This is a genomic window from Staphylothermus marinus F1 (genome assembly GCF_000015945.1).
Taxonomy (GTDB): domain Archaea; phylum Thermoproteota; class Thermoprotei_A; order Sulfolobales; family Desulfurococcaceae; genus Staphylothermus; species Staphylothermus marinus.
In genome coordinates, this window is sequence record NC_009033.1 from 163,154 (window position 1) to 176,064 (window position 12,911).

The window sequence follows — 12,911 nt, forward strand, 5'->3', positions numbered from 1 at the left end:
AATGTAAATAAATAGTAACCTCATTAATTAGATTTAATTATTGAGGGAGAAAAAGAATTGCAGAACTATGAGCCAAGGCTAAGTCTAAAACACATGTACTTAGCAGGGTTAATTCTTGCAATAATATATCTCGTTATTCAACCCTATATAGCTCCAGCAGATGAAGTTGGTTTATGGGTTTTCGGAGTTTTCTACTCGTTTATTTTGTTTCTTCGAGGCATAGATTATAGGAGAATAATGTTCAGCTTCTCTCTAAGCTTTTTGGTGATCATATCATATATCTATATTTTCTTTGTTTTAGTATTAAACATACCGGGTTATCCGCGCGCTCTAGCATTCTTTCTTTTACCCTTAATATCAATAGCAACAATGGGTTATATTAGAGATAAGATAATTTCTATAAAAGAGGCCCGTAAGCGAACTAGGATAAAAATTTCTTTTTCGACTAGGGTTAGATCTGCTGTTTATAAAATAGATCCTATAATGTGGGTCTTCATAATAGTAGGTTTTACTATTCTCATAGTATTTCTTCTAACACCTGTTTTACTTATGCTTTATCATGCTTTTGAGGTGCCACCTGGTCAATCAGTATTTTATAATTTTGTTAGAATATTTACTAATAGGAAATATGTGAAGCTAGAGATCTTTCCATGGGAGCAGTTCTATAATAAACAAACCATAGGCGGCAGACCTGTTTATGTTGTTACAGGTATAAACTATGGTATTCTATTAAACAGTTTGATAAATGCGGTTGTGGTGACATCAACTGCTACATTTCTCGGTATACTAGTTGCTTTTGTACTTGCAAGATATAGTTTTCCCGGCAGAAACGTCTTCAGAATATTGGCTATGATACCATTGTTTGTCACACCATTTGTTAACGCATATGTTATTAAGATACTTTTCAGCGATCAAGGTCCTATATCCCTGTTGACACAGGCACTTTTTGGTTGGGGGATTAGAATAGATAAATTAGCTGGTGTTGCATTAGCACAGATTATGGCGTTCTACCCAATAGTTTATCTAAATGCTTATTCAAGCTTTATAAACTTAGATCCGAGTATGGAGGAGCAAGCAGAGAATCTAGGTGCTAAAGGTTTAAGACTTTTCTTAACCGTGACGCTTCCATTAGCATTGCCTGGTATCGTAGCTGGTTCTGTACTAGTGTTTATATTTAGCTTAGAAGACCTTGGCGCACCCATTGTTTTCCAAGAAGACAGACTTATGAGTTATCAAATCTATAGTAGTTTCACTTCGGAGACGGGGATAGTATCACCTGAGATAGCAGCATTAGGTTTTGTAATGTTATTCTTAGCCGCTATGGGCTTCTTAGCTATTAGGAGCTATGTAGGTATGAGATCATATGCTATGATCAGCAGGGGTGGTAGATGGACTTTACGTGAGAGAAGGCTTGGATGGAAAGGACTACTATTTGTTTACTTATTCCTATTACCATTAATCCTATTTACTGCAATGCCACAAATAGGCGTAATTCTGCTTGCATTCAATATAATGCCTCCAAGAGGGTTCGCAATAAATCTTGATCAAGCCACACCTGAATACTTTATCTCTCTATTCAAGAATCCAGATATATTTATATATATTAGAAACACTCTATCATATGCTGCTGCAGCAGTAGTATTGGCTACTACAATAGCTATCATGATAGCATATAGTGTAAGTAGAACAAGGATTAAAGTAATAACTCCTACCATGGATACCTTAGCTACAATACCTCTCGCAATTCCTGGCCTAGTAATCGCGCTGGGATACTTCTACTTCTACTCGACATTCTTCCGTGGAACACCTCTAGATCCTACAAGTGGTCCTACAACGTTCCAAGCATGGATTGTCTTAATAATAGCTTATAGCATACGTAAATTGCCATTCGTGGTTAGATCTGTTTTTGCAGGCTTCCAGCAGGTTCATGAAGCACTTGAAGAAGCCGCATTGAATCTAGGTGCTTCTAGGTCTAAGGTTATATTTGGTGTTATACTACCATTCATACTAACATATATTATTAGTGGTGCAATCATTGGATTCATATATATTAGTACAGAGGTAAGCACAAGCATTACGATCGGAGGTTTAAGACCTGACCAAGCACCAATGACATTTGCGATGATGATGGCGTATAAGGGAACAACCGTTTATGGTGTTCAAATAGCTGCTTCGATGGGAGTATTACTTATATTGTTCCAATTACTAGCTGTATCTATAGTTGTGCTTGTGTTCAAGCAGAGATATGCATTCATAGGTGTGTAAAACTATGAATAATAATGGGGTTGAGAAGTTTTGACTCGTGTACGACTCGAAAACGTAACGAAAGTGTATGGGTCAGTAATAGCAGTTGATCATGTAAGCTTTGAGGTTGAATCAGGAGAACTTTTCACATTGCTTGGTCCAAGCGGTTGTGGAAAAACAACTACTCTTAGAATAATTGCTGGATTTGAAGTCCCAGAAGAGGGAAAAGTGTATTTTGACGATGAAGAAGTAACATTTCTTAAACCATATCTAAGAAATACAGCGATGGTTTTCCAAAACTATGCTTTATGGCCACATATGACAGTATATGATAATGTAGCTTATGGTTTAAGGATAAGGAGGAAACAACTTGGATTATCAGAGGAAGATATACGGAGAAAGGTTAAATGGGCTCTGGAACTAGTTAAGCTCGAAGGACTTGAAAACCGTTACCCGCTTCAATTGAGTGGTGGCCAACAACAAAGAGTTGCATTAGCTAGAGCATTAGTGGTGGAACCCCGTGTTTTATTATTAGATGAGCCTCTAAGCAACTTAGATGCGAAACTAAGGATCGAGATGAGAGAAGAAATTAAGAGGCTTCAGAAAAAACTAGGTATTACAACAGTATATGTCACACACGATCAATTAGAAGCTATGAGTATAAGTGATAGGATAGCAGTTATGAATAAAGGCAAACTATTACAATATGGTGCGCCGAGAGAAGTATATTTTAGGCCTATAAACCTGTTTGTAGCAGATTTCCTAGGTAGAGGCAATATATTATACGGTGAATTTCTGGGATGGGAGAATGAATATGCACTTGTAAGAATCCCTGATCTAGATGCTGATATTCTAGGTGTATCGCCCCATAAGGATCTACCTAGTAAAGTAGCTGTAGTAATAAGGCCTGAAATAATGAAGATAACAGAATCACGTGTTCCACGAGATAACTATATTGTGGGAAAAGTTGACCTAGTAATGTTCTTAGGTGATAGAGTAGAAGTTAGATTATCCACTAGTAAGACAAGCCTTGTAGTATACTTGCCAAACACTATGTATCCTACAGTCGGTCAAGAACTAAAACTTGTTGCTCCAAAAGATAATGTTATCGTAATACCTGCACGTTGGGAATAAAAATTGATCAATAAATATTCCACTATTCTGCCTATTCTCCAAAACTTATCAAAGCAAATAATGGGAGACGACTTTAGCCATGGATACCCACATATATTAAGAGTTAGGAAATGGGCTCAGAGAATTGTAGAGGAAGAGAAGCTAGGGAATAAAATTGATGGTTTTATTTTGGAGGCAAGTATTCTCCTTCATGATATAGGTAGAGTTATTGGAGAACCCCATGCATATTATTCAGCAATTTTTACTGAGGGAATACTTAGATGGTATGGTGTGGATCAATTAACAATTAATAAAATAAAAAACGTCATACTATATCATAGTTATAGTTATTCTAGAAAAAACAATATTAAACCAGAAATAGTTGAAGCATATATTTTAAGCGATGCAGATAAACTAGATGCTCTGGGTATAATAGGTTTTCTCCGAGTCTTTCATTATTCCTGGCAAAATAATAGATCTCTCAAGGATACACTAAATCATTTCTACGAGAAAATATTGAATTTAAAAAAGCTAATGTATTTTGAATATAGTAGGAAAAAAGCTGAAGAATTAACGAATAGAATATTACAACTACTTGATATGCTATCTAATGAATTAGATACAAAATATTTTATAAAACAAGTTTAATACAATCTTAACATTATATAGAAATAAACCTATATAGGTAGGCATATAAAATAATTCATGATAGACAAGAGGTGCAACATATTTGTTACCATACCCATATATTGGACTATATTTTCTCGGAATAGAGGAGATGTTGCCAGGCATAATATTTCTAGTAATTATTCTATTAATATTCTTAGCAATGAGTATTAAAATAGTGAGAGAATATGAGAGAGCAGTAATATTCAGGCTTGGAAGGCTTCTTGGTGCTAAGGGACCTGGACTCTTCTTCATAATACCATTCGTGGATAATTTTATAAAAGTAGATCTAAGAGTAACTACTGTTGATGTTCCCGAACAACAAATAATAACTAAGGATAATGTAACTGTTGGTGTTGATGCAGTAGTTTATTACAGGGTATTCGATCCCGTTCTAGCTGTTACCAGAGTTGAAAACTATCATTATGCTGTAATGATGATGGCTCAGACAACACTTAGAGACATTATTGGACAAGTAGAACTAGATGATCTCCTCAGTAGGAGGGAGGAAATTAATAAGAGGCTTCAAGCAATTCTAGACGAAGTAACTGATCCTTGGGGTATTAAAGTAACAGCTGTAACTCTTAAACAAGTAAGACTTCCAGAATCAATGCTTCGTGCAATGGCTAGACAAGCTGAAGCTGAGAGATGGAGACGTGCAAAAATAATTGAGGCCGAGGGAGAAAAACAAGCATCTATAATCTTGGGCGAAGCAGCTAAAATCTATGAACAACATCCTGCAGCACTACGTTTAAGAGAACTACAAACACTCCTAGAAATCGCTAAGGAGAAGAACCTAATAATAATATCTCCATCAACTCTCGGTGCAGAAACATCGTTATTAGGAACAGCTATTGCTCTATCTAGAAAAACTAGTGGCAGTGGTGGTAGTGGAGAGTGAGTAATATATTGAATAAACTATTCTATATATTTTTATTACTCACCATATTGACTATTAGTATTAAACCTGTATTTTCCCAAGAGACACATTATATTGTAACTGTTAATATAAATGGAGAAATAAATTATGGTACACAATATCTTTTAGAGGAAGCTTTAAGTGAGGCCGAAAAACTAGATGCACCACTAATAATGATCCTTGATACCCCTGGAGGTCTTCTCGACTCCGCGAATAACATGATAAAGCTGATTAGGAATAGTAATGTCCCTGTAATAGGATATGTTTATCCAGCTGGAGCACAGGCTTGGAGTGCTGGCACACTTATATTGCTTGCTACTCATATTGCAGCTATGGCTCCGGGAACTCTTATCGGTGCAGCACAACCAGTACTATATGATCCGACAACAGGTACTTTTAAACCAATAAATGAATCTAAAATTATTAATCCAATTGTAGGAATAATAACTACACTCGCAGAGGATCGGGGCAGAAATAAGACTGCCGCCGAATTATTTGTTAGAAAAAATCTTTATTTAACAGCTGAAAAAGCCCTTAAATATCATGTAATAGAAGTTATTGCATTAAATATGGATGATTTAATAAATAAGATTGATGGATGGACGGTTAAATTAGATAATGGGAGAGAATACGTCTTAAGAACAAAAGGAGCTGTTTTATATCATTATAGTGGTAGTATAAGGGTTTATGTTGTAAAAGCTCTTAGTGACCCAATAATAAACAGTTTAGTGGCAACACTAGGAGTATTAATGCTTATCTTCGGTTTGCTTAGTGGTCACTACTTAGTTGTGCCTCTAGCTATTGGTTTAATTATATTATCCCTTATTGGTACAGGATTCTCCATAAATGCTGTTAGTTTAGCATTGCTCGTAATAGGTGCAGTTGCTTTAGCAATTGAATTATTCACTCCTGGCTTTGGCGTCTTAGGATTTACCGGCATAATATTAATTGCCTTATCAATAGCTTTGCTCCCAATGCTCAATCCCGGATGGCTTATTTCTCCAAGTTATCAAGCAACACTTTTCTGGACAGGAATATCTCTAGGCATAGGTCTCGGAGCATTCACTGGTTTCATACTATATAAAATAATAAAAGTCAAAAAACAACCACCCAAATTAACCACAGTACCTGAAGGCTCGGTTGGCAAAGCAATAGATAATATAGGACCAAATAATCCTGGTTTTGTCATTGTTGAGGGAGAGTATTGGAAAGCAATTAGTGATGAGGAAATCCATAAGGGAGATAAAATAGTTGTTATCGGCAAGGAGGGGCCATTATTGAAGGTTAGAAAAATAAGCATTCATATGGAAAAAGAAAAATAAATTATTTATAGTATCCATTCCCCATTCTTTTTCTTCACTATTATCTGTCTCATTGATAACTTTGTATGATCTATTGATAACTCATAGTGTTCAATCCTTAAACTATTATCGAATAACTCAATTATCATCATACTTGGCTTCATCGACCCTCCTCCGCCGCCCCAAACGCCAGTTAAGGATCCTGGATTAATTAGCAATATATTCTTGGTTATACCATGTTTGATAAACGGTGAATGTGTATGGCCCGTAAATAACATGTCTGCTCCTAACCGATTTGCTATTCTAGTTAATCCTCGAATATCTCCTCTAGGATAAACGCCGTCACCGTGATGCACACCTATAGTGATATCATTAATTTTAAATATTTGTGTTTTAGGCAACGGTAAATAATCCATGTTTCCTCTCACAGGATAACTCTTTTTTCCAAGACCTAGAAACCATCTATAAATATTCTCTCCTACGAAATCCCCAGTGAAAACTACTATATCCCAAGGTCTACCATATTCAATTATATTCAGTAGCTTATCAGGTATTTTATCAGCTCTGTCAGGTATATGCGTGTCTCCAATAACCAGGATTACTGCCATATAATACCACCTCCTTGCTCTACTATTTTATTAAAATTAGAGATTATTTCGTGAATCTGTTCGTGTTCAATCGGCGTAGATAATTTTATTGCATTGCCTCTAATGTGAATATTCATTCCCCTAATTTCAGGATGAGGAAATACTGCATCTATAACGCCTATAATTAATCCTTTATTTCTCCATGTTCTCCTACCATATTGTTTAATAAACTTAATCTTTACGATGGATTTGCCTTGTACTATTTTGAAAAACATGGTCGGTTTTACAAATGTAATTAATAGTTTAGCATTAGCACTATAGTATATATACATGTATATTCCATTACTGAGTATTGCTGCAACCGGGATATTGTTGGAGGGAATACTCCATTTGGAAACATAATCTCTTATAGACTCCAGTAATCCTCTAATATATTTTTGATCAGATAAGTTAAGCATTTTTTTCCTAGTAGGAAGAAGGGATAATAGTCCTTGTCCGAAAATTATCAGTAACAATAATATCATACTTAAACCCTGGAGAATTAATCCGGACGATTCAGCGATGAAAACAAAAACTATTAAGATAGCAAGCAGAACATATAATAGACTAATTATTCTTTTTCTGCCATTTCTAGTTAATCCAACATATATGGGAGGCTTAAGCCCTTTTATGATATACCATTTATCTTCTACTTCACTCATTTCAAGCACCAACCAATCAGCTGGGTAACCGCTACATCACCAAATCGGTCTCCCCGAAAATTCATCACCAAGATACTTTATTATTAAAAAGGAGTTTAACAATTATTTGAATTAATTTAGTTATTCAGCTGGGTGTGTCTCTATCATCCCCTAGAGTAGTCGTTCCGGGAGTAATTCATCATCAATAATACATGAATGTTTAGTTATGGATTAATTGTTTTATCATATTATTAAATATTGTATAATATGGATAAGGTAATAGAACGAATATGATTGTTTTATAATTAAACTTATCTATATTACTCAAAATAGAGTAGTAATCATGTTCGATCGCCGAAATGTATCCGTTAAGAAAGCTACTTATTCTTTCACGAACAAGATCTTTACCTCTAAAAGGATTATCGGCCATTATTTTATAAATTATTGTTGTTATGAAGACAAATATATCCCAAAACATATAACTATACGAATTTGATCTAATAGCTTGTTCGGCATCGACTACATAGAATTTATTATTTGTTTTCAGAAAATTAGTATACTTTGTGTCACCCATAACATATCCTGAATTATGAATCAAAGCCATTTCTTTTCCTATTCTAAAATATTCTTTCTCGTCAAAATATGGATCGAAATGTATACCATTAATATACTCTCTAATAATGCTTACAGAGACCCAGTCCTTAACTATTATATGAGGAGTCTGTACAAGTTTAGATTCATCTTCCATAAAACTTGTCTCTCTAAGCATACGGCTTTGAGGCTCTAAGACGAAAGGATAAGCTTTAACAAATAAATTAGTTGCCTTAATAAAAAACCATTTTACAAGCCCGGGTTCTTTAGAGTATTGCTTGTATATGAATGGATTATTATCAATGTACAAGATCTTTGTCTGCTTAAAAAACTCCTCTACAACTTCAATAAATCCACGCTTAGCACTCAATAAGTTGCACCAATTAAATCATAGTTCCTCGTATATCTCACGCGGAACTTCAACTATTTTTTTACCTGCAACGACTTGATCAACACTATGAATAACTCCACCAAGCTCTTCAATCAAGACTCTGGTTTCGCCAAAATCTATGTTTTCTCCCTCTATGACCACTATAATGTTTTGTGTTTCAACATCTACTTCTTTCACAGTAATATTAACTGCGTTTACACCTTTAACTCTTGATAAGTTTTCTGCAATATCAACTATTGAAGGCCCTTTAATAGGTATTAATACATCCAATACCAGTCTCTTAATCAAGGCTTCCCCTATCACCTAATACTATAATATATTTAAAATAAGCTATTAAGGATTTAGATAAAAACATAAAAAAGCTAATACATAACGATAATTAAGTAATAGGCAATCTTCGACTAGGGTGAGAAAATGAGCAAAGAAATTCAACCTCCCGAGCCTATAGTAAGGAAACCCATGCTTAGAAAACATGGAGGTTTAAGCCCCGGTCTACGCGTAGGCAGAGGATTTAGTAAGAAAGAACTAGAAGCAGTTGGTTTAGATCTGAAAACCGCAAAGAAACTAGGTCTACGAATAGATAAACGCAGAAGAACCATACATGAATGGAATGTTCAAGCATTAAGAGATTATTTAACAAAGATCGGGTATATAGCTAAAAATGAGAATAAATGAAATGAAATGCCCAGGGGAGTCACCCCTGTTCATCCCATTCCCGCATCTACGGGAGAGTCACAGGGGCCGGTTCAAAAACTATTTTTATTTAATTTGTATATAAATTTATTTGTGGGACAACTTTCCCACACACCGCGTTTTTATTGACAAAAAAATCCTAGGAAAAATGGATTTTTTTGAAAAAAATTGTTTGTTCTTAATAAATATTCATGGGAAAGAAAGCCAATGTTCTAAGTAATTAGTTGAAATATATAAGTCAATATAATAGTAGTCAGTGAAGAGATCAACGGGGGGATAGAGCTCGAGTGGAACGCCTAGAATTTGATGAACGCCTACAAGAAAATGGCAAGGATAACTATATAGTACTAGATTTGAAGCCTCACAGCAGGGTTGTAAGTTTTAAAATTGAAGAGAATACTATTTCGAGATTTGATAAATATATTAGACAACTCGGTTTTAGGAGTAGAAGCCTTGCTATTAAACAATTAATATATGCTTTTATAGAAGCAATGGAGAAGCGCTTCAATAGAAATAGCAAGAATTTTACTATAGATGATAATAAAGATGCTTTATTAACGATTAATGGACTTATTCTCGGCATTGTTATAAAAGAAAATAAAAATAATAAAGAATAATGGGTTCCCTTTATTATAAAATCGGTGATCTTCTTCTAATTGATTACACTACTTAACCACTTATTGATCAGCTTCTTGTTCCTCATAACTTGCCTTCCTTGATCTTTTGGATAATGATTCGGGCGATATCGGCCGGCAAACTTATTTGATGAGCCAGTTGTTCAACAGGCATATCTGGGCCAAATTCTTGTAATGCTTCTTTGACTGCGGTTATGGGTTCAATATAGTATACTTTTCTACTAATCCTTTTACGAGCTACTATGCCGAGTCTATTTAGTTCTGCGAGATACCTTGATTCTATCGTTCTCGGTCTGCCGGTCTTTTTAGATAGATCTTCAGCCGTAGTCTTCTTTAATTCTAATACTGCTTTCAGTGTTCTCCACAAGGGTGGTGATAGAGTAATTCCTCTTTTCATCAAGAACCTTATATCGTATATGCTACAAAACTCCTCTTCAGACATGTTTTCCACCATACAACACTTTTCTATAATCTATGTAACGTTTATATCACGATATAAATATTTTGTTCTCCTTCTATAAACTTTATGATTTATTATACAAATCTCTACTATATGAGTAATTATTATTATAGTCAGAACTTATTTTAATATTTAAACAAATTTCTAATAAACAATTATTTTTTCCGTTTATGTCAATATTAGCATTTTTAATTAAATGAATTAAACATTTAAAACAAAAACAAAATGCTTTAAAATATATTGATAAATAATCCTAGGTATTTATATGGATTTAAGAAGATAAATTATCAAGGTGTAACAAATGACTGAGTGGGGCTGGTTAGGTGGAAGAAGGCTTCAAGATATTATTACGAAAAGCTTAGAACACATTAAAACAGTTCATTCAGCTGTTTTAAAGCTGAACGAACTCATAAATAGCTTGATAAACGATGATGTAGATCATGCTACTAAAATATATAGTGAAATAGTAACAGCAGAGCGAAACGCAGATTCGATTAAACGTGAGATTCTTTATAGTTTGAAAGGCGTCTTTATTCATCCGTTAGATAGGGAAGATCTACTAAGACTTATACTTACTGCAGATGATATTGCAGCATATGTTAAGGCGACCGGACGCAGATTAATAAGCTTATATAGTACAGGTTACAAAATACCCCGAGAAGTACTTGAGTTAATGAATGATATCATTAATAAAACAGTTCTAGCATCTAAGTCTTTACTTGATAGTGTATTGGCTCTAGGAACTGATCCTTCTAAGTCCATAGAATTAACACATAGTGTTGAAAATTACGAGGAGGAAATAGATGAGATTAGAATGAAAGCATTAGAGAAAATATATATGCAATGCAAGGAGAATTTAACGATGGAATGCATACTTCTTAAAGATGTTATAGAGGACCTAGAGGCAATAAGTGATAAATGTGAAGATACAAGTGATGTTGTAAGATTAATAGCGATATCAAGTTGATATGCTAGTTGATGACAAAATAAAAAACTTCTTTTTCTACAGTTGCTCTAGATTTTTGAGTAAATAATACGTTAAAAGTCTAACACCGAAGCCTGTGGCTGCTGGTTTATAATATGGTTTCTTAGGATAGCCTTTCTCAACCCATGATACTCCAGCAATATCTAAGTGAACCCATTTCTTCTTATCTGATATAAACTTACTTAGGAAAGCTGCGGCAGTAATGGCTCCTGCCGGTCTTCCCCCAATATTGTTGGTATCAGCTATATTGCTTTTCAGTTGTTCATAGTATTCTTTCCACAAAGGCATACGCCATACTCGTTCGCCAATCTTCCACCCTATCTCGTATAGTTTCTTTGCAACATCATCGTCTTCAGTAAATAATCCAGCAGCATAGTTTCCTAAAGCTATAACTATTGCTCCAGTAAGTGTTGCTAGATCAAATATTTGTTTAGGCGTATAATTCTTGTCTACATATGATAATGCATCAGCTAGAATAAGTCTGCCTTCAGCATCAGTATTTCCTACTTCAACTGTTAATCCATTATACATTTTAATAATATCTCTGGGTTTATACGCATTGGGCCCTGGCATGTTCTCAACAGCTGGTAGGGCAGCTACAATATTTACTGGTAGTTTTAATTCGGCTACTGCCTTCATTATTCCTAGAACAACTGCTCCACCACTCTTATCATACTTCATATTATCAATGTATCCTGTAGGCTTCAAATTTAATCCGCCAGCATCGAAAGTAACAGTTTTCCCCACGAAAGCATAATCCCATTCATTACTGTTTCTCCCTCTATATTCGAGTATTATCAGCCTAGGAGGAACTCCTCCACCACTACCTACAGCTAGAATTCCATTCATCCCCATCTTCTCGAGATCTTCTTTATGGAAAACCTTAATTTTTAATCCATACTGTTCAGCAAGCTTCCTAGCCTCCTCTTCAATTTTTGCTGGATTCATTATAGAGCTCGGTGACTCTGCTATTCTTCTAGCATAATTTACTGCATCACTTATAATAGCTGATCTTTTTAAAGCTTCCTCTATATCTTCAGTTATGTTATCGACAATTAAGACTACTTCTCTTAGATTGAGCTTTTTGCTTTCAGTCTTAAAGAGCTTACCTGGGTCAAATAGTGTAATTTCAATTGTTAAGACGGAATTATCTATTAAATCATCTACTTTGAATACATTTTTCAGGTCTCGAAGATATAATCCTGCACGAACACCTTGTTTTTCAACAATGGAATTAGTAGCTGAAGCAATAGCTTCTCTAAAAGTCTCGAGATCCGGTTCCTTACCTAATCCAGCCAATACTAATCTCTTAATTCTACCCTTACCATACACTATCGTTACTTCTTTCTCTTCACCCCTAAAGTCTCCACTATCAATAATTATATCTATTAGTTCTTGAAAAACATCTCTTATCTCCTTTGGAATCTTAGGCTTACCATTTTCACTAATGACAGGCACAATTAGAGTATCAATATCTATTTTTTCTAAAGGCTTATCAGATAAGCTATACTTTAATTTAGTCAATACTCAGCACCAATATAAGATGCTTATCTCATTTATTGTTGAATGTTTCTATGTTATTAAAATAAATTATGCTTAACAACGGATTGTTAATAAGTAAAGCTTCACTATTCTAATTTAATAAA

Annotated in this window: 14 protein-coding genes; 8 read left to right on the forward strand and 6 right to left on the reverse strand. The window is 34.6% G+C overall.

Features of this window, described 5'->3' with window-relative positions; genetic code table 11:
• Window positions 1–57: 57 nt before the first annotated feature.
• The 5 genes from SMAR_RS00770 (at window position 58) to SMAR_RS00790 (ending at window position 6,264) form a co-directional block, all read left to right on the forward strand.
• Window positions 58–2,265 (forward strand): ABC transporter permease, encoded by a 2,208-nt coding sequence (locus SMAR_RS00770; RefSeq protein ID WP_011838457.1) that lies wholly within the window; start codon window positions 58–60, stop codon window positions 2,263–2,265.
• Between the two features lie 30 nt (window positions 2,266–2,295).
• A complete protein-coding gene (locus tag SMAR_RS00775; protein WP_011838458.1) occupies window positions 2,296–3,378 on the forward strand; it encodes an ABC transporter ATP-binding protein in 1,083 nt (360 codons plus the stop codon).
• 3 nt (window positions 3,379–3,381) lie between these two features.
• Window positions 3,382–4,005: an HD domain-containing protein gene (locus SMAR_RS00780; RefSeq protein ID WP_011838459.1), complete on the forward strand. Its 624-nt coding sequence runs from the start codon at window positions 3,382–3,384 to the stop codon at window positions 4,003–4,005.
• A 130-nt stretch (window positions 4,006–4,135) separates the two neighbouring features.
• Window positions 4,136–4,924: a slipin family protein gene (locus SMAR_RS00785; RefSeq protein ID WP_052833905.1), complete on the forward strand. Its 789-nt coding sequence runs from the start codon at window positions 4,136–4,138 to the stop codon at window positions 4,922–4,924.
• A complete protein-coding gene (locus SMAR_RS00790; RefSeq protein WP_244372438.1) occupies window positions 4,921–6,264 on the forward strand; it encodes an NfeD family protein in 1,344 nt (447 codons plus the stop codon). Before SMAR_RS00785 ends, SMAR_RS00790 begins: the two co-directional genes overlap by 4 nt.
• Before the next feature lie 5 nt (window positions 6,265–6,269).
• Here SMAR_RS00790 and SMAR_RS00795 read toward each other — a convergent pair whose 3' ends face one another.
• From SMAR_RS00795 to SMAR_RS00810, 4 genes are all read right to left on the reverse strand, one after another.
• Window positions 6,270–6,851, reverse strand: a complete 582-nt coding sequence (locus tag SMAR_RS00795; protein WP_011838462.1) for a YfcE family phosphodiesterase — start codon at window positions 6,849–6,851, stop codon at window positions 6,270–6,272.
• Window positions 6,842–7,531 carry a hypothetical protein gene (locus SMAR_RS00800; RefSeq protein WP_011838463.1) on the reverse strand — a complete coding sequence of 230 codons (690 nt, stop codon included), beginning with the start codon at window positions 7,529–7,531 and terminating at the stop codon, window positions 6,842–6,844. The genes SMAR_RS00795 and SMAR_RS00800 overlap by 10 nt, the downstream gene beginning before the upstream one ends.
• Before the next feature lie 199 nt (window positions 7,532–7,730).
• On the reverse strand, window positions 7,731–8,471 hold the full coding sequence (locus SMAR_RS00805; protein ID WP_011838464.1) for a BUD32 family EKC/KEOPS complex subunit: 741 nt from the start codon (window positions 8,469–8,471) through the stop codon (window positions 7,731–7,733).
• 18 nt (window positions 8,472–8,489) lie between these two features.
• Window positions 8,490–8,780: a DUF211 domain-containing protein gene (locus SMAR_RS00810; RefSeq protein ID WP_011838465.1), complete on the reverse strand. Its 291-nt coding sequence runs from the start codon at window positions 8,778–8,780 to the stop codon at window positions 8,490–8,492.
• A gap of 126 nt (window positions 8,781–8,906) precedes the next feature.
• On the opposite strand from SMAR_RS00810, the gene SMAR_RS00815 reads away from it, so the two are divergent.
• A complete protein-coding gene (locus SMAR_RS00815; RefSeq protein WP_011838466.1) occupies window positions 8,907–9,167 on the forward strand; it encodes a 50S ribosomal protein L13e in 261 nt (86 codons plus the stop codon).
• A 305-nt stretch (window positions 9,168–9,472) separates the two neighbouring features.
• On the forward strand, window positions 9,473–9,802 hold the full coding sequence (locus SMAR_RS00820; protein WP_011838467.1) for a ribbon-helix-helix domain-containing protein: 330 nt from the start codon (window positions 9,473–9,475) through the stop codon (window positions 9,800–9,802).
• Between the two features lie 82 nt (window positions 9,803–9,884).
• Here the strand turns inward: SMAR_RS00820 and SMAR_RS00825 are convergent, their stop codons facing one another.
• Window positions 9,885–10,262: a helix-turn-helix domain-containing protein gene (locus SMAR_RS00825; protein ID WP_011838468.1), complete on the reverse strand. Its 378-nt coding sequence runs from the start codon at window positions 10,260–10,262 to the stop codon at window positions 9,885–9,887.
• 319 nt (window positions 10,263–10,581) lie between these two features.
• On the opposite strand from SMAR_RS00825, the gene SMAR_RS00830 reads away from it, so the two are divergent.
• Complete coding sequence (locus SMAR_RS00830; RefSeq protein WP_011838469.1) at window positions 10,582–11,247, forward strand: DUF47 domain-containing protein; 666 nt, start codon at window positions 10,582–10,584, stop codon at window positions 11,245–11,247.
• Window positions 11,248–11,283: 36 nt separating this feature from the next.
• Here the strand turns inward: SMAR_RS00830 and SMAR_RS00835 are convergent, their stop codons facing one another.
• Complete coding sequence (locus SMAR_RS00835) at window positions 11,284–12,789, reverse strand: leucyl aminopeptidase (RefSeq protein WP_011838470.1); 1,506 nt, start codon at window positions 12,787–12,789, stop codon at window positions 11,284–11,286.
• Window positions 12,790–12,911: the final 122 nt, after the last annotated feature.

What these genes read in the sequence shown, in the direction of transcription:
- SMAR_RS00830 (WP_011838469.1), top strand. Translation starts at nt 10,582, where the DNA reads ATGACTGAGTGGGGCTGGTTAGGTGGAAGAAGGCTTCAAGATATTATT.
- SMAR_RS00795 (WP_011838462.1), bottom strand. Translation starts at nt 6,851, where the DNA reads ATGGCAGTAATCCTGGTTATTGGAGACACGCATATACCTGACAGAGCT.
- SMAR_RS00785 (WP_052833905.1), top strand. Translation starts at nt 4,136, where the DNA reads ATGTTGCCAGGCATAATATTTCTAGTAATTATTCTATTAATATTCTTA.
- SMAR_RS00825 (WP_011838468.1), bottom strand. Translation starts at nt 10,262, where the DNA reads ATGTCTGAAGAGGAGTTTTGTAGCATATACGATATAAGGTTCTTGATG.
- SMAR_RS00815 (WP_011838466.1), top strand. Translation starts at nt 8,907, where the DNA reads ATGAGCAAAGAAATTCAACCTCCCGAGCCTATAGTAAGGAAACCCATG.
- SMAR_RS00800 (WP_011838463.1), bottom strand. Translation starts at nt 7,531, where the DNA reads ATGAGTGAAGTAGAAGATAAATGGTATATCATAAAAGGGCTTAAGCCT.